15 protein-coding genes are annotated in these 22,814 nt (G+C 69.0%); 13 read left to right on the top strand and 2 right to left on the bottom strand.

The genetic code is table 11. The features are described from left to right. The first annotated feature begins 406 nt into the window (after positions 1-406). The 7 genes from OG276_RS07555 (at position 407) to OG276_RS07525 (ending at position 9,455) form a co-directional block, all read left to right on the top strand. Positions 407-1,621, top strand: a complete 1,215-nt coding sequence (locus OG276_RS07555) for an ROK family transcriptional regulator (protein ID WP_243331471.1) — start codon at positions 407-409, stop codon at positions 1,619-1,621. 118 nt (positions 1,622-1,739) lie between these two features. Then, positions 1,740-2,855 carry a sugar ABC transporter substrate-binding protein gene (locus OG276_RS07550; RefSeq protein WP_266903697.1) on the top strand — a complete coding sequence of 372 codons (1,116 nt, stop codon included), beginning with the start codon at positions 1,740-1,742 and terminating at the stop codon, positions 2,853-2,855. A gap of 177 nt (positions 2,856-3,032) precedes the next feature. Then, positions 3,033-3,821, top strand: a complete 789-nt coding sequence (locus tag OG276_RS07545) for an ATP-binding cassette domain-containing protein (RefSeq protein ID WP_112447331.1) — start codon at positions 3,033-3,035, stop codon at positions 3,819-3,821. Further along, positions 3,818-5,089: a sugar ABC transporter permease gene (locus OG276_RS07540; protein ID WP_266903696.1), complete on the top strand. Its 1,272-nt coding sequence runs from the start codon at positions 3,818-3,820 to the stop codon at positions 5,087-5,089. The genes OG276_RS07545 and OG276_RS07540 overlap by 4 nt, the downstream gene beginning before the upstream one ends. A 252-nt stretch (positions 5,090-5,341) precedes the next feature. Beyond that, positions 5,342-7,258: a 1-deoxy-D-xylulose-5-phosphate synthase gene (gene dxs / locus OG276_RS07535; protein ID WP_266903695.1), complete on the top strand. Its 1,917-nt coding sequence runs from the start codon at positions 5,342-5,344 to the stop codon at positions 7,256-7,258. A gap of 146 nt (positions 7,259-7,404) precedes the next feature. Then, a complete protein-coding gene (locus tag OG276_RS07530) occupies positions 7,405-8,919 on the top strand; it encodes an amino acid permease (RefSeq protein WP_266903694.1) in 1,515 nt (504 codons plus the stop codon). Between the two features lie 20 nt (positions 8,920-8,939). Next, complete coding sequence (locus tag OG276_RS07525) at positions 8,940-9,455, top strand: GNAT family N-acetyltransferase (protein WP_266903693.1); 516 nt, start codon at positions 8,940-8,942, stop codon at positions 9,453-9,455. 46 nt (positions 9,456-9,501) lie between these two features. Here OG276_RS07525 and OG276_RS07520 read toward each other — a convergent pair whose 3' ends face one another. Next, positions 9,502-10,494: an LCP family protein gene (locus OG276_RS07520; protein WP_266903692.1), complete on the bottom strand. Its 993-nt coding sequence runs from the start codon at positions 10,492-10,494 to the stop codon at positions 9,502-9,504. Between the two features lie 345 nt (positions 10,495-10,839). Between OG276_RS07520 and OG276_RS07515 the strand changes: the two genes are divergently transcribed. The 6 genes from OG276_RS07515 to OG276_RS07490 all read left to right on the top strand — a co-directional run bounded on the left by OG276_RS07515 (position 10,840) and on the right by OG276_RS07490 (position 20,933). Next, complete coding sequence (locus tag OG276_RS07515) at positions 10,840-12,345, top strand: hypothetical protein (protein WP_266903691.1); 1,506 nt, start codon at positions 10,840-10,842, stop codon at positions 12,343-12,345. A 219-nt stretch (positions 12,346-12,564) separates the two neighbouring features. Further along, the gene (locus OG276_RS07510) at positions 12,565-13,746 is read left to right on the top strand and encodes a CDP-alcohol phosphatidyltransferase family protein (RefSeq protein WP_266903690.1); all 1,182 of its coding nucleotides are present in this window, start codon (positions 12,565-12,567) and stop codon (positions 13,744-13,746) included. Continuing rightward, positions 13,743-18,182, top strand: coding sequence for a glycosyltransferase (locus OG276_RS07505; protein WP_266903689.1), 4,440 nt, complete (start codon positions 13,743-13,745; stop codon positions 18,180-18,182). Before OG276_RS07510 ends, OG276_RS07505 begins: the two co-directional genes overlap by 4 nt. Before the next feature lie 18 nt (positions 18,183-18,200). Beyond that, entirely contained in the window at positions 18,201-18,968 is a 768-nt protein-coding gene (locus tag OG276_RS07500) for a rhamnogalacturonan acetylesterase (RefSeq protein WP_266903688.1), read from the top strand. Then, the gene (locus OG276_RS07495) at positions 18,965-19,681 is read left to right on the top strand and encodes an Ig-like domain-containing protein (protein ID WP_266903687.1); all 717 of its coding nucleotides are present in this window, start codon (positions 18,965-18,967) and stop codon (positions 19,679-19,681) included. The genes OG276_RS07500 and OG276_RS07495 overlap by 4 nt, the downstream gene beginning before the upstream one ends. After that, positions 19,674-20,933: a phosphodiester glycosidase family protein gene (locus OG276_RS07490; protein WP_266903686.1), complete on the top strand. Its 1,260-nt coding sequence runs from the start codon at positions 19,674-19,676 to the stop codon at positions 20,931-20,933. The genes OG276_RS07495 and OG276_RS07490 overlap by 8 nt, the downstream gene beginning before the upstream one ends. 83 nt (positions 20,934-21,016) lie before the next feature. Here the strand turns inward: OG276_RS07490 and OG276_RS07485 are convergent, their stop codons facing one another. After that, on the bottom strand, positions 21,017-22,699 hold the full coding sequence (locus tag OG276_RS07485; protein WP_266903685.1) for a hypothetical protein: 1,683 nt from the start codon (positions 22,697-22,699) through the stop codon (positions 21,017-21,019). Positions 22,700-22,814: the final 115 nt, after the last annotated feature.

The following is a 22,814-nucleotide window of genomic DNA, read 5'->3' as shown; positions in this document are numbered from 1 at the left end:
ACGCAGCGGCGAAGGGCCGAGGGCGTGCACACTCGAAGAGAGACCGGCCGCTCAGGGAGCTCAGCCGAAGAGAGCGCTGCAAGGACTTCGATCGGGACTCATCCCGAACACCTCCTTGCGTAGCGCTTGCATGACAGAGGGCGCCCGATCCGGCCGTGAAGACCGTGTTGACCAGCGCCACGGCGACCGTAGCACGATCAGGATGGAGGTTCTCTCATACTTATGGCCGGTAGTGACCGATTCGTACTGCGGCGGCCTCTTGACGTCGTGAGGCGCAAAGGCTCGACTTAAGGTTCACAAGTTGGAGAGACGCCGGGGTCTCGTGTCAGTCGGGGCATGCAGCCACTGACCACCCCGGCCGGGGGGCGACGGCTTGCCGTTGCTTATGGGCAGGAGTGGATGAGTCGTGCAGACTCCCGGATCGCAGTCTTCGCTGCATCGCGCCAATCTGGAGCGCGTCGTACGGGCGGTGCGGCTCGCCGGTTCGCTGACCCAGGCGGAGATCGCCCGGAGCACCGGACTGTCGGCGGCCACGGTCTCCAACATCGTCCGGGAACTCAAGGAGGCCGGGACCGTCGAGGTCACGGACACCTCCGCCGGGGGCAGGCGGGCGCGCAGCGTCTCGCTCAGCGGGGACGCCGGCATCGTGATCGGCGTGGACTTCGGCCACACCCACCTGCGGGTGGCCGTGGGGAACCTGGCCCACCAGGTGCTGGCCGAGGAGTCCGAGCCGCTGGACGTGGACGCCTCCTGGGTCGACGGCTTCGACCGGGCCGAAGCCCTGGTGGGACGGCTGGTCGAGGGCATCGGGATCGGCCGCGACAAGGTCATCGGCGTCGGGCTCGGCGTACCGGGCCCCATCGACCTGGAGTCCGGCACCCTCGGCTCCACCGCGATCCTGCCGGGCTGGGCCGGGATCAACCCGCGCCGCGAGCTCTCGCAGCGCCTGGGCGTACCGGTGTACGTGGACAACGACGCGAACCTCGGGGCGCTCGGCGAACTCGTTTGGGGGAGCGGGCGGGGAGTAAAGGACCTGGCCTACATCAAGGTCGCCAGCGGCGTCGGCGCGGGGCTGGTCATCAACGGCCAGATCTACCGCGGACCCGGCGGCACGGCCGGCGAGATCGGGCACATCACGCTCGACGAATCGGGTCCCGTCTGCCGCTGCGGCAACCGCGGCTGCCTGGAGACCTTCGCCGCGGCCCGGTACGTGCTGCCGCTCCTGCAGAGCAGCCACGGACCGGAGTTGACGATGGAACGGGTGGTGGAACTCGCCCGGGACGGGGACCCCGGCTGCCGTCGCGTCATCACCGACGTGGGCCGCCACATCGGCAGCGGCGTGGCCAGTCTGTGCAATCTCCTGAACCCGAGCCGGGTGGTCCTGGGAGGCTCCCTCGCGGACGCCGGTGAACTGGTCCTGGCCCCCATCCGTGAATCCGTGGGGAGGTACGCGATCCCCAGTGCCGCCCGGCAATTGTCGGTGCTCACGGGGTCCCTGGGCGGGCGGGCCGAGGTGCTGGGCGCGCTGGCCCTCGTACTGAGTGAGATGGGCGATTCGACACTTTTGGCGGAAAATGGAAGTGGAGTGCGAGCTCCCGCCGTCTTGTCTTCAGTTAGATAACGAATGGCGTCGTTGTCATCTCGTTAAGCATTCACTCCTTGACGACAAACTTGCGGCCGGGGTTGACTCACATCCACCTCGGCCGCAGTGCTGCGGCCTCGTCAGGGAGGTTCAAGTAATGAACACGCGTATGCGCAGAGTCGCCGTCGCCGTTGCCGCCGGCACCATGGCCGTCTCGCTCGCCGCTTGCGGCAGCGCGAAGGAGTCCGGGGACAAGAAGGACAACGCCTCCGGAGCGGTCAAGGGCGGCGCGATCAAGGTCGGTCTGCTCCTCCCGGAGAACCAGACCGCGCGTTACGAGAAGTTCGACAAGCCGCTCATCGAGAAGGCCGTCAAGGAGCTCACCGCGGGCAAGGGCGAGGTCGTCTACGCCAACGCCAAGCAGGACGCGACCACGCAGAACTCGCAGGTCGACACGATGATCACCAACAAGGTGAACGTCCTGATCATCGACGCGGTGGACTCCAAGGCCATCGCCGGCTCGGTCAAGAAGGCCAAGGAGGCCGGCATCCCGGTCGTGGCCTACGACCGCCTCGCCGAGGGCCCGATCGACGCCTACACCTCCTTCGACAACGAAGAGGTCGGCAAGGTCCAGGGCAAGGCGCTCCTGGAGGCCCTGGGCGACAAGGCCAAGGCCGGCCAGATCGTCATGATGAACGGCTCCGTCACCGACCCGAACGCCGCGCTGTTCAAGAAGGGCGCGCACTCCGTCCTCGACGGCAAGGTGAACGTCGGCAAGGAGTACGACACCGTCGAGTGGAAGCCGGAGAACGCCAACACCAACATGGCGGCCGCGCTCTCGGCGCTCGGCAAGGACAAGGTCATCGGCGTCTACTCCGCCAATGACGGCATGGCCGGCGGCATCATCACCGCCCTCAAGGCGGCCGGCGTGTCCCCCCTGCCCCCGGTCACGGGCCAGGACGCCGAACTCGCCGGTGTGCAGCGGATCGTGGCGGGCGAGCAGTTCATGAGCGTCTACAAGCCGTACGCCCCCGAGGCCGAGGCCGCCGCGAAGATGGCCGTGGCCCTCGCCAAGGGCGAGCCGATCGCGACCACCGCCACCGCGAAGGTCGACAGCCCCACCACCAAGGGCGTCCCGTCCCTGCTGATCCCGGTCGTCTCGCTGACCAAGGCGAACGTCAAGGACACCGTCATCCGTGACAACGTCTACACGGCCGACGAGATCTGCACCGACAAGTACGCGGCCGCCTGCGCCGCCATCGGCCTGAAGTAGGCCCCCGCCGCTCGGTCCGCCGAGCGGCCCCCATACCTGTCCGGCGCTCCCGCCTCCATCCCGCCACCGGCGGGGCGCCGGACAGAAACGTTTCTCTCAAGCACCTTCGCTTTCTCTCAAATCCCCCCGTGGTCCTGCTCTTTTGCACGACATCCCCGCCGGTCAGGCGGCAAGGAGATGGTTCATGTGTCCGCTGCGCCCGTACTGGCGTTGCGCGGGGTCTCGAAGCGGTTCGGCGCCGTTCAGGCCCTCACCGACGTAGAACTCGAGATCCACTCCGGCGAGGTGGTCGCCCTCGTCGGCGACAACGGCGCCGGTAAGTCCACGCTGGTCAAGACGATCGCCGGCGTGCACCCCATCGATGACGGAGTCATCGAGTGGGAGGGCCGTCCGGTCTCGATCACCAAGCCCCACGACGCCCAGAACCTGGGCATCGCGACGGTCTACCAGGACCTCGCGCTGTGCGACAACATCGACGTCGTCGGCAACCTCTTCCTGGGACGCGAGCTCAAGCGGCGCGGCATCCTCGACGAGGTGGAGATGGAGCGGCGCGCACGCGAGCTCCTGACCACCCTGTCCATCCGGATCCCCAGTGTCCGCATCCCCATCGCCTCGCTCTCCGGCGGCCAGCGCCAGACCGTGGCGATCGCCCGTTCCATGCTGGGCGAGCCCCAGCTCGTGATCCTCGACGAGCCCACCGCCGCCCTCGGCGTCGAGCAGACCGCACAGGTGCTCGACCTGGTCGAGCGGCTGCGCGAGCGCGGTCACGCCGTCATCCTCATCAGCCACAACATGGCCGATGTGAAGGCCGTGGCCGACAAGGTGGCCGTCCTGCGGCTGGGCCGCAACAACGGCGTCTTCTCCGTGAAGGACACGTCGCAGGAAGAGATCATCTCCGCCATCACCGGGGCCACGGACAACGCCGTGACCCGCCGGGCGGCCCGCACAGGGGAGGCCCGCAAGTGAGCACCCAGCACATAGACCCCGTCAACCCGGCTGCCGCCCACGACGCCATTCCGGCCGTGGACCCCCGCCTGCTCGTCCGCGAGCAGGGCTTCGCCGGGTACGTGAACGAGTTCGGCCGCAAGCTCAAGGCCGGCGACCTGGGCTCCGTGCCCGTCGTCCTCGGCCTGATCATCATCTGGAGCATCTTCCAGGGCCTGAACTCGAACTTCCTCGGCGCCGAGAACCTCACCAACATCGCGATCACGATGACGGCCACCGGCATGATGGCGGTCGGCATCATCTTCGTCCTGCTGCTCGGTGAGATCGACCTCTCGGTCGGCTCGGTCAGCGGTGTCTCGGGCGCGATCGTGGCCGTCCTCTCGGTCACCAACGGCGTCAACGAATGGCTGGCCATCCTCGCGGCGATCGCCGGAGGCGCCCTGATCGGCTCCCTCCACGGCTTCTTCTTCGCCAAGATCGGCGCCCCGGCCTTCGCGGTCACCCTTTCGGGCCTGCTCTTCTGGTCCGGCGCCATGCTGCAGATCCTCGGCAGCAACGGCACGATCAACCTCGACTCCGAGGGCGTGGTCGGGCAGCTGACCACGTACTTCTTCTCGGACGTGGCCGTCGGCTACGGGCTCGCCGCCCTCGCCGTGGCGGGGTACTTCCTCGCCACGTTCTCCGACAACCGGCGCCGCGCGGCCGCGGGGGTCCCCTCCCGCCCGCTCGGCGAGATCCTGCTGCGCACCGGGCTCCTCGCGGTGTTCACCTTCGGTCCGGCCATGGTGTTCAACCAGTACAAGGGCCTGCCGCTGGCGATCGTGCTCTTCCTGCTGGCCCTGGTCGGCACGGACTTCCTCCTGCGGCGCACCACCTTTGGCCGCCAGGTCTTCGCCCTCGGCGGCAGCGTCGAGGCCTCCCGGCGCGCCGGCATCAACGTCAACCGGGTCCGGATCACGGTCTTCGCGATCGCCGGCACCTTCGCGGCCATCGGCGGCCTCTTCTGGGCCTCCAAGATCGCGGCGGCGAACCAGAGCGCCGGCGCCGGCGACCTGCTGATGAACGTGATCGCGGCGGCCGTCATCGGCGGCACCAGCCTCTTCGGCGGACGCGGCCGGACCTGGAACGCCCTCCTCGGCGTCATGGTCATCACCTCCATCCAGTACGGTCTGGCCCTGGAGGGCATCGCGACGCCGATCCAGTACATGATCACGGGCGCGGTCCTCCTCGCCACCGTGGTGATCGACTCGATCACCCGCAAGACGCAGAAGACGGCCGGGCGCGCCTGACCGGCGTGCGCGGAGCGTGATGCGGCGGTAAGAACCGTCACAGTGCCCGGTGCCACTTCATGTGGCACCGGGCACCTGCGCGTGAGCGTGTACGTACAGATGTGCGGGTATACCCCCATTTGGCGGGTGTGACTCCGTGCTGATGTGTACAGGTATGACAAAGGTGTGACCTGACCGGGACCGCGCTTCACTAACGCCCAAGTGGCGAAGATTAGACTCGGCAGACCAGCAAGCGACTGCAAGGAGGCACGGGTGCTGCTGACCCGCATCAAGGGACCGCGCGATCTGGACCGGCTCAGCCAGGAGGAGCTCGACAGGCTCGCCGCAGAGATCAGGACCTTCCTCGTCGACGCCGTCTCCAAGACCGGCGGGCACCTCGGCCCCAACCTCGGTGTCGTCGAGCTGACGATCGCTCTGCACAGGGTCTTCGACTCGCCCAAGGACAAGGTCCTCTTCGACACCGGCCACCAGGCCTACGTGCACAAGCTGCTCACCGGCCGCCAGGACTTCGGCGGCCTGCGCACCAAGGGCGGCCTGTCGGGCTACCCCTCGCGCGCCGAGTCCGACCACGACGTGATCGAGAACTCGCACGCGTCCACCGTGCTGGGCTGGGCCGACGGCTTCGCGAAGGCCAACGAGGTGCTCGGCAAGGAGGACCACCACGTCGCCGCGGTCATCGGCGACGGAGCCCTCACCGGCGGCATGGCCTGGGAGGCGCTGAACAACATCGCCGCCGCCAAGGACCGCCCCCTGGTGATCGTCGTCAACGACAACGAGCGCTCGTACGGCCCCACCATCGGCGGCCTCGCGAACCACCTGGCCACCCTGCGCACCACGGACGGCTACGAGCGCTTCCTGGCCCGCGGCAAGGACCTCCTGGAGCGCACCCCGGTCGTCGGGAAGCCCCTCTACGAGACCCTGCACGGCGCCAAGAAGGGCCTCAAGGACTTCATCGCCCCGCAGGGCATGTTCGAGGACCTGGGCCTGAAGTACATCGGGCCCATCGACGGGCACGACATCGAGGCCCTGGAATCGGCCCTGCAGCGCGCCAAGCGCTTCAGCGGACCGGTCATCGTGCACTGCCTCACCCAGAAGGGCCGGGGCTACGAGCCGGCCGTCCAGGACGAGGCCGACCGCTTCCACGCGGTCGGCGTGATCCACCCGGACACCGGCCTGCCGGTCTCCACCGACGCCGCCAGCTGGACCTCCGTCTTCGCCGACGAGATGGTCAAGCTGGGCCGGGAGCGCAAGGACATCGTCGCCATCACCGCGGCCATGCTCCAGCCCGTCGGCCTGAAGAAGTTCGCCGACGCCTACCCGGACCGGATCTTCGACGTCGGCATCGCCGAGCAGCACGGCGCCACCTCGGCGGCGGGCCTGGCCTCCGGCGGCGCCCACCCGGTCTTCGCGGTGTACGCGACCTTCCTCAACCGCGCCTTCGACCAGGTCCTGATGGACGTGGCCCTGCACAAGTGCGGGGTCACCTTCGTCCTGGACCGTGCCGGTGTCACCGGCACCGACGGCGCCTCCCACAACGGCATGTGGGACATGTCCATCCTCCAGGTGGTCCCGGGCCTGCGCCTGGCGGCCCCGCGCGACGCCGAGCAGCTGCGCGCGCAGCTGAACGAGGCCGTCCTGGTGAAGGACGCGCCGACCGTCGTGCGCTTCTCCAAGGGCGTCGTCGGCCCCGCCGTGCCGGCCATCGGCAAGATCGGCGGCATGGACGTGCTGCGCCGTCCGGCCGACGAGGTCACCCGGCCGGACGTACTGCTCGTCTCGGTCGGCGCGCTCGCCCCGATGTGCCTGGAGATCGCCGACCTCCTCGACAAGCAGGGGATCTCCACGACCGTGGTCGACCCCCGCTGGGTCAAGCCGGTGGACGAGGCTCTGGCCCCGCTCGCCGACCGCCACCGCGTGGTCGTCACCGTGGAGGACAACAGCCGTACCGGCGGTGTCGGCTCCGCCGTGGCGCAGGCACTGCGGGACGCGGGGGTCGACGTACCGCTGCGTGACTTCGGCATTCCGCAGCGCTTCCTGGACCACGCCACGCGCAAGGAGGTCATGGCCGAGATCGGTCTGACCGCCCCGGACATCGCGCGGCAGGTCACGGGCCTGGTGGCCAAGCTGGACGGGCGCTACGAGAGCGAGCCGGCCGCCGCCGTCGACTGAGCGGCGGGACGGCTCTCGGCCGACCCCTGCGACCGCCGCGACTGATCATCTGCGGTTGCACGCCACGGGCCGGGAGGTTCACCCTTGAAGGGTGGGCCTTCCGGCCCGTTTCGTTTCGATGCGGTCTGCCCAGCGGAGGTGCGTCGGTGAGTAGGAACCTGAAGAGTCCCTTCCGTACGAAATCGGTCGAACAGTCGATCCTCGACACGGAAGAGCCGGAACACGCGCTCAAGAAGTCGCTCTCCTCCTGGGACCTGACCGTCTTCGGCGTCGGCGTGATCATCGGCACCGGCATCTTCGTCCTGACGGGCAAGGTCGCGAAGGAGACCGCCGGACCTTCCACGGCCCTCGCGTTCGTCGCCGCCGGCATCGTGTGCGCGCTGGCCGCCCTGTGCTACGCCGAGTTCGCCTCCACCGTCCCGGTGGCCGGATCCGCGTACACCTTCTCGTACGCCTCGATCGGCGAGCTGCCCGCCTGGATCATCGGCTGGGACCTCGTGCTGGAGTTCGCGCTCGGCACCGCGGTCGTGGCCGTCGGCTGGTCGGGGTACGTCCGCTCGCTCATGGACAACGCCGGCGTCCACCTGCCCGCCGCGCTGCAGGGGCCCGACGTTCCGGGCGGCAGCTTCGACCTGCTCGCCTTCGTCCTGGTCCTGGTCCTCACCGCGATCCTGGTCGTCGGGGTGAAGCTGTCCGCGCGGATCACCGCGGTGGTCGTCGCGATCAAGGTCACGGTGGTGCTCATCGTGATCATCGCGGGCGCGTTCTTCATCACGAAGTCCAACTACACGCCGTTCATCCCGCCGGCCGAAGCCCAGAAGGGCGGCTCCGGACTGGACGCCCCGCTCGTCCAGCTCATCTTCGGCTACGAGCCCACCAACTTCGGCATCATGGGCATCTTCACCGCCGCCTCCGTGGTCTTCTTCGCCTTCATCGGCTTCGACGTGGTGGCCACCGCCGCCGAGGAGACCAAGCTGCCGCAGCGGGACATGCCGCGCGGCATCCTCGGCTCGCTGATCATCTGCACCGTGCTCTACGTGGCGGTCTCGATCGTGGTGACCGGCATGCAGAACTACAAGGAGCTCTCCGTCAGCGCCCCGCTGGCCGACGCCTTCAAATCCGCCGGCCATCCGGTCTACGGAGGCATCATCAGCTTCGGCGCCGCCGTGGGCCTGACCACGGTCTGCATGATCCTGCTGCTCGGCCAGACCCGGGTGTTCTTCGCGATGAGCCGCGACGGACTGCTGCCGCGGTTCTTCTCGCGGACGCACCCGAAGTTCCGTACGCCCTACAGGCCGACGATCCTGCTCGGCGTGATCATCGCGATCGTCGCCGGATTCACCAGCATCAACGAGCTGGCGACCCTGGTGAACATCGGCACCCTCTTCGCCTTCGTCGTCGTCGCGCTCGGCGTGATGGTCCTGCGCCGCACCCGGCCCGACCTGCACCGGGCCTTCCGCACCCCGTGGGTGCCGCTCGTGCCGATCCTGTCGATCGCCGCGTCGGTCTGGCTGATGCTGAACCTGCCGGCCGAGACCTGGCTGCGCTTCGGGATCTGGATGGTGATCGGCATCGCCGTCTACTACCTCTACGGGAAGAAGCACAGCCGGCTGGGCCGGGGCGAGGGCATGACACCGAACGCGGCGCGCGAGGGCCGCTGAGCGCGTTCTACGGTGGGGGCATGGAGATCACCGTAGGACTGGAACCCTGGGCGGAAGACGACTTCTGGCTGCTGCTGCGCAAGAACGAGGCGGCCATGACGGAGCACTTGGGCGGCCCGGAGACGGAGGCCAAGCTCCGCGACCGGCACCGGCGCTACCTGGCGCTGAGCGCGCGGGAGCCGGGGGCCGGGCGGATGTTCCGGGTCGTCGCCGACGGCGAGAGCGTGGGCAGCGTCGGCTTCTGGGAGCGCCACTGGCAGGGGGAGGAGGTCTATGAGGCCGGCTGGGGCATCCTCCCCGAGTTCCAGGGCCGGGGCCTCGCGGCCCGCGCGGCCCGGGCGGTCATCGCCCACGCGGGCGTCCACGGCACCCGCCGCCACCTGCACGCCTTCCCGGCCGTCGACCACGCGGCGTCCAGCGCGGTGTGCCGCGCGGCGGGGTTCGTGCTCCTCGGTGAGGTGCGGTTCGAGTACCCGCCGGGGCAGTGGCACACGAGCGGCGACTGGCGTGCGGAGCTGGGCGCGAACGGCGCGTAGCGCCGGCCCGCGGGGGGCCGGCGCCACGCGACGGAGGCGGGGCGGGTCAGCCGCCGGTGGCGGGGGACTTCTTCGCCGAGGCCGGGATCGGCTGGTCGTTGCGCAGGGCCTCCCACAGCTGGCCGGACTGCGGCTCCACGGCGACGACGCGGTTGATGTCGATCTTGTCGTAGGCGACCGGGAGCATGATCGTCTCCATGGTCTCCGGGTCCACGCCCTTCATGCTCTGGGCGAAGTCCGACAGACCCTTGAGGGAGTCGAGTTCGGCGTCGGTGGTCAGCGCCTTGGTGCCGGCGTCGGCGAGCTTGTAGAGCCGGGCGGGGCTGCTGAGGACGTCCTGCTTCTTGATCTCGGACAGCATCGCGATCATGAACTTCTGCTGCAGATCGATGCGTCCGAGGTCGCTGCCGTCGCCGTAACCGTGGCGGGTGCGAACGAACTTGAGCGAGTCCGTGCCGTTGAGGCGGTGCGTGCCCGCGTCGAGGTTCAGACCGCCCTTGATGGGCTTGTCGAGGGTGACGTCCACGCCGCCGAGGGCGTCCACGAGCTCCTTGAAGCCGGCGAACTCCACCTTCACCAGGTGGTCGATGCGGACGCCGGACATCTTCTCGATGGTCTTGACGACGCAGGCCGGGCCGGCGGTGCCGATGACGCCGTTGATCATGACGCGGTTCGCGCCGGCGATCGTCTTGCCGTTCTTGTCCTTGCAGTCCGGCCGGGTCACGAGGGTGTCACGGGGGATGCTGATCGCGGTGGCCTTCTTACGGCCCTCGGGTATGTGCACCAGCATGTTGGTGTCCGAGCGGGAGCCGCTGACGTCGCCCTTGTCGAGCTCACCGTTGGCGCCGTCGCGCGAGTCCGAGCCGAGCACCAGGATGTTCTGCCCGCTGTCCGGAACCTTCGCCGGCCGGTTGTCGGCGCCGATCTGCTGGTTCAGGTCGACGCTGTCGATGTTTCCGTTGAGGTGGTTGTATGCCCACCAGCCCGTGCCGGCGGCCCCGAGCAGGAGCAGGACCACCACCACCAGGACGATCTTCATCGCGCGGCGTCCGCGTGACCTGGGCGGACGCACTCCTCGCCGCCCGGTGCTCCGGTGACTGGGTGTGGCGGTCTGTTGGGTCATACTGCTCGAATCCTCAGGGCCTCGGTCGGCTGACGGACGGCGCGGTGGGCCGGATGCCGCTGCACTATAGGCAGATTTCCAACTCGAACGGGAGAGCGCCTATCGTCTTCGTGGCCGGTGTGGGACAGATGTGCGCAGTCCGTGAGAGGAAGGGGGAGCAGAGCAATGGTCCGATCAACCGGACGTCGTGCGAGACGCGGTGACACCTCCCGTGAGCAGACGTCGGCGGCCCCCCGAGGTGCGGCGGTCCAGGCCGCTCCGGTGGTGATCGTCGTTGCCACGCCCGGGGAGGCGATCCCTCTGATCGCCTCCGAGCCGGACGGTGCGGTGATCGAGGTCGTCTGCCTCGCGGACGGCAGCGCGACCGAGTACCGGGCGCTGGAATCGGCCATGGCCGGGGCTGCCCGGCGCGGCTGCAGGTTCTCCGGAGAGCCCTTCGTGCTCGACGCCGGAGCGGGGAACATCACAGGGCAGATCCTCGATGTCCTCCACGAGACCGGTCCCGTACGGGTACGGACCCTCGACCCGGATCCCGCGCACGATTCCTTCGACACCGAGCGCAAGCTCCCCATCGTCAACGAGCCGGCCGCGCGAGGCCGGGCCGCGCGCAGCGCGCTCAGGGCCGCCCGCCGCTACCAGCTGGACGTCGGCACCCCCGTCTTCGTCGACTGCCGCCGGGCCGGATCGGACGCCGCACTGCCTCCCGAGAGCGCCGCCCGGTATCCGATGCCCGCCAAATGGCTGGTCAGCGGCAAGGACGGCCGGCTGTCCGCCTACCTGCCCACGGCCGCCGGTGTCGTGCGGTGGACCGAGGGCCGCACCGAGGCCGAGCCGTGGAGCGGACCCGAGCTGCTCGGGGGACCGGAGCTCATGCCCGGGCTGAACGTGCTGCAGGGGCCCGACGGCTACGCGTACCTGATCGGCCTGAGCCGGACCAAGCGCAAGGAGGGCGGCGCTGACATCGAGGTGGTGTGCGCCGCCCAGTACCAGACCGGCCGGCCCCTCGGGCCCTGGGTCCCGCTGGGCAACCCCCACGCCCCGAACTGGCAGGTGGCCCGCTCGGTCGGCTTCCCGGCCGCCGCCTTCTCCGGCGACGGCTTCATGCACGTCTTCGTCCGCAACTTCGGACACGGTGTCAGCGTGCGCAAGCAGTCGCCGAAGGGCGCGCTGAGCCGCTGGGACGCCCTGCGCGGGCAGAAGGTGGCCGACGAGATGACCGCCTTCGCGGCGCCGGACGGCGGTGTGCACCTGGTGGCCCGGGCGCGCGACGCGGACGCCGCCGTGCACTGGTACCTCGGGGACCCGGCCTCGGCGTGGCAGGAGGACAGCCGGATCCCGGTGAGCCTGCGCCCCGGCAGCCTTTCGGCGGCTCCGGAGTCCGGGCTGGTGCGGTTCCGCTACTCGATGACGAACGAGGTCTGCGTCTGGTGGCCGGGTGCGCACGCGCCGATCGGCCTCGGCGGGCCCGACGGGGACGGCCCGGTCACCGGGGTGGCGGGCGCCGACATCCAGGGCTGGGGCTGCACCGTGCTCGTGCGCGGGGGCCACGGGGGAGTGCCGTCGATCGGCGCCCACCCGGACGGGCGCCCGGATACGGGAGTGTGGTGGTCCGAATCGGGCGAGCGCTCGATCGTCCCGCCCGCGGCCGCCTTCGACGCCCGGGGCCGTGTGGTGATCGTCACGGTGGGGATGGACGGAAGGCTGCGGGTGGCCCGGCAGCAACTGGGATCTGATGGCCTGGAGTTCACTCCGTGGAGTGTCCTATAGCGGCCGTTTCGTCAATTCATATGTGGGTTTGACGACGGTAGCTGTCGACTTGCGCGCTAGCTCGCGTCATCGACGTGTTGGTAAGGTCAAAGAACGCCCTTTACCTGAACCATAAGTGGACGGTTGGCGTCACAGTGGCGGCCACTTGCCGTCACGAGTGATCACAGGGTGAAGGTCCCGCCTGCACGCCCGGTTCACTGTGTCGACGACTGAGGGGTTATGTCCAAGCTGTCTCTGAAGGCCGTCCAGAAGCTCACCTGCAAAAAGCGGGACGCCTGGTGGACGGTCCTTCTGGTCGACCCGATAGCGACGCGCATGCTCGTCGTCCTGGCGCGGTGGAACTTCGTCACGCCGAACCGGGTGACGTGGGCCGCTCTCTTCGTGGGCCTCGGCTCGGCCTTCTTCTTCCTCCAGGCCGACTGGATGTCGCTGTGCATAGGCGCGGCGCTCTACCACCTCAGCTTCATCCTCGACTGCATCGACGGCAAGCTCGCCCGCCTCAAGGGCAACGGCACCGTCTTCGGCGGCTGGCTCGACTACGTCTTCGACCGCATCCGCGTCCTGTTCTGCGCGCTCGCCCTGATGGGCGGGCAGTTCCTGCAGCACGACGAAGAGGTCTACCTGCTCGCGGCCCTGGTCGTGATCTTCCTCGACATGCTCCGCTACGTCGACGCCCTCCAGATCTACAAGATGCGCATGTCCATGCGCGGCAAGATCGAAGCCGTCACCCTCGCCCGCCAGGCGGAGCAGGGGGTCGAGGAGGAGGAGCGCAAGGTCGTCTTCATCGAGGACCTGCTGCGCGAGAACCCCCTGGGACAGGCGGACGAGCTCAAGGCCCAGAGCGCGCAGGCGGAGCAGTCCGAGGTCATCGACCTCCACGAGCAGTTCCGCACGCGGTTCCCCTGGTACGCCCGGTTCCGCCACGCCCTGGTGCAGAGCCGCATCCGGCCGCACCTCATCAGCGGCATCGAGTTCCAGATGTTCATCTTCATCATCGGCCCCGTCATCGGCCACATCCTGTGGACCACGGCCGCGTCGGCCGTGCTGATGGGCGGCTTCGAGCTCGTCATCATGTTCAAGTTCTGGCTCTCCACCCGCGACTTCACGCGCACGATGGAACGCCTCGACCCGGGCAACATCCCCTCGCGCGCCGGCTCCATAGCCCCGCACCTGCACGCCGGCCGTCACCGCCGCCGCGGCGATGAGGAGCTGCAGGAGGTCGTGGAGGCCGCCCAGCGGTTCCCCGCCCCCGAGCCGTACGAGGACCCGGGCTTCGTGCCGTACCCCGCGCCCTACCCGAACGAGTACACGGGCGCCGTGACGGACACCATGCAGCTCTCCAAGATTCCGGCCCAGGCCCTGCGGCCGGGCTACGTCGAACCGGAGCACTACTCTCGATGAGCTTCCCGGTCGACATATCGCACTACGGCGTCACCATCGTCATACCGGCCTTCAACGCCAGCGCCACGCTGGCGCGGGCCCTCCAGTCGGCCCTGGGGCAGACGCACCGCGGCATCGAGGTCCTCGTCGTCGACGACCGCTCCACCGACGGCACCCTGGCCCTCGCCCACCAGTTCGCCGCCCAGGACGGGCGCGTGCGGGTCATCGAGCGGCCGCAGAACAGCGGCGGCTGCGGCGCACCCCGCAACAACGGCATCGAGGCGGCCTCCGGCCAGTTCGTGATGTTCCTCGACGCGGACGACGAGCTGCCGCTCAAGGCGGCCGAGACGCTCCTGTCCTCGGCGCTCGTCACGGGCTCCGAGATCACCGCCGGCCGTGTCGTGCGCATCAACCACGCCACGGACGAGCTCACCGTCTGGCAGCCCCAGCTCTACCCCGCCGACCAGACGGTCGCGGGCCTGGGCGGCATGCCCGAGCTGATCGACGACCCGATCGCCGCCGGAAAGCTGTACCGCAGGGACTTCCTCGACAACCACGGCATCCGCTTCCCCGAGGGCGTCTACTTCGAGGACACCTACTTCTCCACGGTCGCGAACTTCTACGCGCGCTCCTTCACCATCCTCGCCACCCCCGTCTACCGGTGGATGTGGGAGCGGGAGTCCGACCAGCCGTCGATCACCAACCGCCGCCACGAGCTGCGCAGCATCAGCGACCGCGTCCTGGTGCACCAGTACACCGACAGCTTCCTGCGCAGCGTCGGCCGCCCGGACCTGCTGGCCCGCAAGGGTTCCAAGTTCCTCTCGCACGACCTGCGGCTCTACACGCCCGAGCTGCGCACCGGCGACCACGCCTTCCACAGCGGGTTCCTCGCGGCCGTGGCCCCGTACCTGCACAGCCTCGACCCCGGCACCTTCGAACTGTGCGGCCCGATGGAGCGCATCCGCGCCTTCGGCCTCATGCACGGACGCGTCGACATCGCCGTGTCGGCCTCCGACTACATGAAGCGCCGCAGCGTCATCAGCTCCGACATCGTGGAGCGCGACGGCAGGGTGTTCTGGTCCGGGTCGCTGCTCGGCTACCCCAATGCCGAGCGCTTCCTCGAAGTCACCGAGCTGGAGCTGACCGGGCACAAGCTCGCCGACTCCCGCATGTACAACAAGGCCGCGTCGATCGAGATGGTCGACGGCGAGCTGCACATCTCCGGCGCGATCCGCAACCAGTTCAGCCGGTTCGCCGCCGACGACAAGGTCGAGATCATCGCCGTGCTGCGCCGCCGCAGCACCAAGGCCGACCACCACTTCCCCGTCTCCGGTGTGGAGATCGACAAGGACTGGATCCGGTACCACACCACCATCGACCTCAAGTCCACCCTGGACAAGACCGAGCGCGTCGGCAACTGGAACTTCTTCGTCCAGCTCCGGCACGCCGGCGAGCGCGCTTCCACGGCGCTGAACATCAGCGGCGTCGACGTCAGCAGCATGCGGCACTCCTGCGACGCGGGCGTCTTCGAGGTCTACGAGACCGTCAGCGGCAACCTGGGCCTGCGCCCGGAGACCGGGGAACAGCGGGTCAAGACCTCGGACCGGGGCACCCCGTGGCTGTGGTGGCAGGACGTCGCCCCCACCGGGCCCGTGGAACTGCCCGAGAGCTACGCCGCCACGCTCGTGGTCCACTGCCACAACGACGAGTACCACCTGCGCGAGTTCCTCTCCTCGCTCGTGGCCCAGCGCAGCTTCGCCCGCACCCAGGTGGTGTTCGTCGACGACGGGTCGAACGACAGCACCGCACGGCAGCTCGCGGCCTTCGCCGCCTACTACCCCAACGCGGGCGTCGTCACCCAGCACAGCCTCGGCGCCAGCGCGGCCTTCGACCACGGCCTGCAGTACGCCGTCGCCCCCTACGTGATGTTCTCGCGCGCCCGGGACATCCTCGGCGAGGACTCCATCGGCCGGCTGCTCTCGGCCGGCCGCCGGGTCAAGGGCGCCGACGTCGTCGCCGGCCAGGCGGACAACTTCCCCGGCCCCTGGCGCAGCGACGACGAGCCGTGGCAGCGGTACTTCACCTCCAAGACCTCGGTCCGCCGCCTGTCCGACGCGCCGTACCTCGTCTTCTCCACGCTGCTGGGCGGGAAGCTGTTCAAGACCTCCTACATCCGGGAGCACGGCTTCCGCGGAGGCCCGGGCCCTGGCCTGGAGGACGACTGGTTCACCGTCCCGGCCGTGCTGTACGCGCGGAGCGTGGCGATCGCGCAGAACGCCCGCTTCTTCGAGCGGGACGAGGAGAACCAGAACTCGCTCTTCGACTCGCCCTGGAACGACCCCGTCAAGACGGTGGACCGGGTCCGGCTGGCCGCGCACGTCCTGGCCTCGGTCCAGGGCGCCCCGCCGCGGACCGTCGTCCTGGCCCAGCGCTTCGTCGTCCGTACCCTCCAGCCCTACGTGCGCAACATGCACCGCATCATGAGCAGGCCCGAGCTCGCCTCGGTCCTGCCCCTGCTGGGTTCGGTCTACAGCCAGATCCCCGACGACGTGATCCTCCAGTACGCCGTCCACCCGCAGTCCAAGGTCCAGCACCACGCGATCGTCACGGGCAACCTCGACCTCTTCGCGGACCCGCTGGGAGCGCCGGAGTACCTTCCCACGCTCTTCCTCGACGAAGAGGGCGTCTACCGAAGACTCGTGTCCGACCCGGTGCGCACCACGCTGCTGCGCGTTCCGCGGGCCAGCGCCGTCCTGGAGACCTTCGACTGGACCGACGGCGAGATCCACTTCGAGGGGCTCCTCGTCCTCTCCGGCGTGGACATCAACGCCCGGTACACCAACCGGATCCAGCTCGTGCTCTCCGACGGGCAGCGCGAGGTGACGCTCCCCCTGGAGCAGAACTACCGCCGCGACCGCTGGCGCACCCGCAAGAACCAGGACTGGTTCTCCGGCTGGCGCGCCACCGCCCGCCCGGGCACCCTCGACAAGCTGGCCAACACCGAGCTGAGCATGGTGATCCGGGTCATCGACCGGGACCGCCACCACGACGTCCCGCTGGCGGCCCGCCAGATGCTGCACCGCTTCAAGGGCGTCCACACCGAGGGCCGGCAGCGCTTCGTCCTGTCCATCGACGACGACGAGCAGGTCACCGTCCGCTGGGTACGCGGCTTCGCGGCCCGGTCCAAGGACAAGCTGCGCCGCTTCAAGTGGGAGCTGCGCAACTCGCTGCCCGGACGGCCCGGCTGGCGCACCCGCCTCATGTACTGGCTGACGTACCCCTACCTGCACAACCGGGGCATCTGGATCATCGGTGAACGCGAGGACACCGCCCAGGACAACAGCTACCACCTGTTCAAGTGGATCCGGCAGAACCGCCCCAAGACCAAGGTCTACTACTCGATCAACGGCGATTCCCCCGACTGGGACAAGGTGGCCAAGTACGGCCAGGTCATCGACCGGATGTCGTGGAAGCACCGCGCCTACCTGCTCCACGCGGAACGCCTGATCAACGCGTACGACCTGGAGGCCTACCTCGGCTTCCCCGGTCTCCTCAAGCGCGCCTTCCTGCGCGGCTACGGCGACCTGCTGCGCTACAAGCGGGTGTTCCTCCAGCACGGCGTCGTCTACAACGACGTCGTCGCCTCGATCCACGGCCAGGCCACCAACGTCGACATGGTGCTCACCACGGGACGCAGCGAGCGCTCGTACTACGCCGAGCACTGCGGCTACGGCTACGCGCGCGTGGCGGCGACCGGCCTGCCCCGGTTCGACGCCCTGGAGCCGGTGCGCGGCCCGCGGCGGATCCTGGTCATGCCGACCTGGCGCCGCGACATCGTCGCGCCCTCGTACAACAAGGCGGCCAAGCCCGAGATCCCGTTCGCGGCGTCCGAGTACTACCGGTTCTTCTCCGCGCTGCTGCGCAACGAGCGGCTGCTGAGCGCCGCCCAGTACTACGGCGTCGAGCTGGAATTCATGCCGCACTACGAGATCCGGCCCTACCTCCACCACTTCAAGATCGACCACCCGTCGATCAGCGTGTCGACCACGGGCCGCGACGTGCAGCTCGCCATGCGCGAGTGCTCGATGCTGGTGACGGACTATTCGTCGGTGTTCTTCGACGTGGCTTACATGGGCAAGCCCATCGTCTACACGAACTTCGACGACGAGTCCTTCTACACCAAGCACTACAAGCGCGGCTACTTCGACCTCGCGCGGGACGGCTTCGGCCCGGCCTGCGGCACCGTCGACCAGGCGGTGCACGAGATCATCGCCACCATCGAGCGGAACTTCGAGGTGGAACCCCAGTACCGCCGGCGCGCCGAGGAGTTCTTCGTCCTGCGCGACACCTCCAACTGCGAGCGCGCCTACCAGGTCATCGAGACGATGGACGCGAATGCCGTCGGCGACCAGCGGGCTCAGCTCTATCTCGGAGCACGGGGCTTCGGCGAGTTCTGATAGGAAGTGCACGAAAGCATGACGAGAATCTTCCTCGCCGGCGACTCCAGCGTCACGAGCCGGCAGGCCAGCATGGCCCCGATGGTGGGATGGGGCCAGACCCTGCAGCTGTTCGTGCAGGGCGCCGAGGTGATCAACTGCGCGCGCGCCGGTTCGAGCACCCGCAGTTTCCTGGAGCGCGGGCGACTCGCCTGGATCCTGGAGAACGCGGCTCCCGGCGACCTGATGCTCATCTCCTTCGGACTCATCGACATGAAGCCCGGTGACGGCCGCTTCACCGAGCCGTTCAAGGAGTACCAGGCCTTCCTGCGCGAGTACGTCCACGCGGCGCGCGACCGGGGCATCCACCCGGTCCTCGTCACCAGCCACGAGCGCCGCGTCTTCGACAAGTTCGCCAACATGCGCCGCCCGCTGACCCTGTACCCGGCGGCCATGCGGGAGGTCGCGGCCCAGCTCACGGTGCCGCTGATCGACCTGAACGAATGGAGTGTCGCCTGGTGGCGGCACGCCGGCCCCGAGGGAACCAAGCAGATCTTCCTCTACCTGGATCCGGGCGAGCATCCCAACTACCCGGACGGTGTCGGGGACAACACCCACCTGCGCGCCCACGGCGCGGTGGAGTGCTCCCGCTTCATCGCGGGGGAGATGCAGGCCCACGAGCTGCTGCCGCCCCCGTACTTCCGCAATCTTCAGTCCCAGTTCGATCCGGAGCGCGCCGTCGAGTTCCTGCCCGACGAAGTCTTCGACCAGCAGACCAAGGAACGGGTCGCGGAGGTACGACGATGACCGACTGGTATCCGCTCGTCCGGGCGTGGGTCTCCCACGAGGGCCGCACCGGCGTGCTCGACCTGGTGTCCGAGGTGGACCCCGCGCTCCCGGTCGCCCCGGGACAGGAGTTCCAGGTCGCGATGAGCATCACGGCGACCGGCGGCTCGTTCCGCACCTACGGTTATCTGCTCGACGAGATGTTCGGCGACGTCGCGACCTTCGAGAAGCTGGACGGGCTGCGCCACCTGACCAACGGGCGCTTCACCACCTTCGCCACGGGCGACGAGCCGCGCACCGCCGTCGGAACCGTGAAGATCGGCAAGGACACCGCCGACGGATCGGTCCTGATCCCGAAGGTCATCGTGGGCATCATGCCGGCCCAGGGGGACAAGCTCGTCGCCTGCGCGGTCGTCCACGACCAGTGCTTCTACGTCCGCCGCTACGCCCTGCCCGGACGCGTCCTGAAGCTGCACCCCGGAACGCGGGCCGTGCTGCCCGCCGAGAGCCCGGCCCCCGGGCTGCGGCTGACCGGGGTCTCCCTGGCCCGCGGCGGGATGATCAGCTGCACCCCGGACGGGGCGGTCACCTACCAGCCCCACCCCTCGTACCTCGGGTACGACCGGTTCTCCTGCCGCTACGAGGACGCCGGGGGCAACACGGTCTGGTCGGACGTCACCGTGTACGTCGGCGACCTCGCCCTGCCCGGAGCATTGCCGGTCCGGCATGGCTAGACGCACCACCGTCGCCGCCCTGCTCTGCCTGGCCGTGGCGGCCACCTCCTGCACCGCCGCACCCGACGACGCCCGCCCGGCGCCCTCGCCGAGCGCCGTCGTCGACCTCCACCTGCCCCAAGGCGTGGAGTACAGCGAGACCTCCCAGGAGTTCGGCCGCAGGGGCTCCTCCGCCGTCAAGGTGCTGAGCGTCAGCCCCGACGCCAAGGCCCGGGTGGCCGGCATCCACAGCAAGGAGCTCGCCGGGACCACGACCGTACGGGACATGGCGAAGGGCTCCGGGGCCCGTGCGGCCGTCAACGGCTCGTTCTTCGACATCGACACGGGACGCCAGTTCGCCGGCTACGACGGAGACCCCCTGGGCCTCTACGCCGAGAACGGGAAGATCCTCAGCGAGGCGAGCAACGGCCGGGCCGCGCTGCTGCTCGGCTACGAGCAGGGGCGGCTGGTGGCGCGCGTGGAGGAGACGCAGACCATCGGCCGGCTGCGCGCCGAGGACACCGCGGAGCGCGAACTGGACGGAGTCAACCGGGTGCCCGGCCGGGTGCTCGGCTGCGGCGGCGTCGGCGGCGACCGGATCGCCACCACCGAGGAGCCCATGTCCGACCCGTACACGGGGCTGTGCACCGATGGTGACGAGATCGTCCAGTTCACCGAGCAGTGGTCGACCCGGACCCCGCCCGGCCCGCCGCGCAGCGCGGAGGCCGTGCTGACCGCGGACGGCACGGTCCGTGAGGTGCGGGTTCCGGCGGGCGGCCGGATCCCGGCGGGCGGCAGCACCCTGTACGGCATCGGCCCCGCCGCCGGGTGGCTGCAGGGCCACGTGCTCAAGGGCAGCCACATCGACGTGGCGCAGGAGATGACGGACGGGGCGGGCCTGCCCATCGGCGAGCCGGTCGACACGGCCGTCGGCGGCAGTCACCGGCTGCTCAGGAACGGCGAGGTCACCGTCGCCTCCGACGCGGCGGGGGGCAAGCCCAACCCGCGCACCCTCGCGGGGGTGAAGGCGGACGGCACCCTGCTGCTCGTCACCATCGACGGCCGGGAGGTGGGAGTGAGCGCCGGTGCCACCCTCGCCGAAGCGGCCCGGTTCATGCTCTCGCTGGGCGCTGTCGACGCGGTCAACCTGGACGGTGGCGGATCCACCACCATGATCGTGAACGGCGAACTCCGCAACCGCCCCCGGGGCGGCGCGAAGGACGACGTCACCGAGCGGCCGGTCTCCAACGGGATCGGGATCTTCGAGGAATAGACGCACGGCGGAAGGGGGGACGAGCCTGCGCTCGTCCCCCCTTCCGCCGTGCGTCCGTCCGCCTCGTGCGAGGACCGGACCGGTCAGTCGAGGCGGACCGTGCCCGCGGGGGCGGAGAACATGGCCCCGCCGCGGCTCATCGAGATGAAGACCTCGTACTCGCCGGCCGCCGCGGTCTTCAGGTCGATGCCCTTGTAGCCCGAGGTGGCGAAGTAGCCGAAGTCGTAGCTGTTGAAATCGCCGCGCCGCATGTGGGGCCGGATCACCGCGGCCTTGCCGGAGATGCCGAGGCGGAACGAGTAGGTGGCCTTGGGGCTGCGCAGCACCATGTAGTAGGTGGCATGGCCGTGCTGGGAGGCGTCCAGGCCGTGGATGAAGAACACGCCCTCGACGTGCAGGACGCGGCCCTTCTGCCAGGTCTTCTCCAGCGAGAAGGCGGTCTCCTGCGATACGTGCCCGATGATCGGGCGCCGTACGAGCTTGACGCTCTTCTCGTCGCCGGTCAGGCAGATCTCGATCGAGCCGAAGGGCCGGCGCAGGTCGAAGGGGCGCCGGGCGACCAGCGGGGTCCGCCGGTCGATGCCCTCGGACGGGCTGGTCACCCGTATCGACAGGTCGAACCTGCCGCCGGGTATGCCGGTCATGGCTATGCCGTTGGGGTGCTCGGGTTCGAAGCCGCCGTTGACGTAATCACAGGCGTACTGGTCGAAGTACAGGCTGTAGGTGTGCTTGGCGGGGGTCACGGAGAGCGGGAATTCCCAGGTCTTTCCGCCGCCTTCGACGACCAGGTGCTTGAAGGTCTGGACCTCGCCGTAGGCCGATTCGCCGGGGATGAACGCGTGGCCGCTGATCTGGAGGTAGTTCGCGCGGATGTCCTGCTTGTTCACCACGGCCAGCAGGGTGTCCGACTGACGCCGCTGCATCAGGGTGTGCCGGCGCGCCGCCGGATCGGGAACGGAGCCGTTCTCCAGGAATCCCAGCCGGGGTTCGGCGCCGTCGGTGAGGGCGGCCAGCAGGCCGCTCACCAGCGGCATGTTGTATCCCGAGACCTCGCCGTGCGCGCGGACCATCTCGGACTTCGTCCGGACCACATTGAAATTCTGGCAGTTCCAGAAAAGGTTCAGATGCGGTGCGATCTCGATCGGATACTGCTCGTCCGCTTCAGAGGTGAAGAGATAGACGTTGTGGCCCTGGGCGCCGTAGGTCTTCAGCAGTTCGGGAATGGCGCCGTTGAGCGCGTCCACGTTCATCTGGGGCATGTCGGCGCCCAGCATGTACCGGCCGGTGTCCGCCCGGTCGCGCACGTAGTCGCCGATGAGGAACTGCGGAACCACGGAGACGATGTTGCGGAACCCGTACTTCAGCCCGTAGTACAGCGCCGCGCTGCCGCCCTTGGAGACTCCGAGGAGACTGACGTCGTTCCGGGTCAGATTCAGGCCGGCCAGGGTGCGGTCGATGAGCGAGAGCACCGAGAACTCGATGTCGAAGGACATGTTCCGGCACATGTAATAGCTGTAGTGCTCGTCGAAGTGGTCACGGATCCACAGAACGTTCGCACGCAGACCGTTCAGCGACTTTCCGGCGAAATGGTAGCCCTGGGGCGCGGCGAAACCGGAGAAGACGACGATGAGGTGGCGGGCGTCGCCCTCGGCGGGGCGGAACTTGTACTCCACGGGCACCAGGCCGGTCGTGTCGGTTCCCGATACGATCGCGCGCCGGTCGATGGCCGCCGCATTCGGCACGAGCGGAGGAAGTTCTGAGTTCATGAAGTGTGCTTTCCTGCCCCTGTTGATATCCGTCGCCGCCTGCCGGAAGCCCCGGAAGTCTACCGAGAGGCCCATCCCGAGGTCGACCCCGGAACTCCAGGCCCGTCTGTGACGT

The sequence above is a fragment of the Streptomyces sp. NBC_00086 genome (genome assembly GCF_026343255.1).
Taxonomy (GTDB): Bacteria; Actinomycetota; Actinomycetes; order Streptomycetales; family Streptomycetaceae; genus Streptomyces.
The sequence above is the reverse complement of the archived record's forward strand: the minus strand, read 5'-3'. Positions and strand labels throughout refer to the sequence as shown.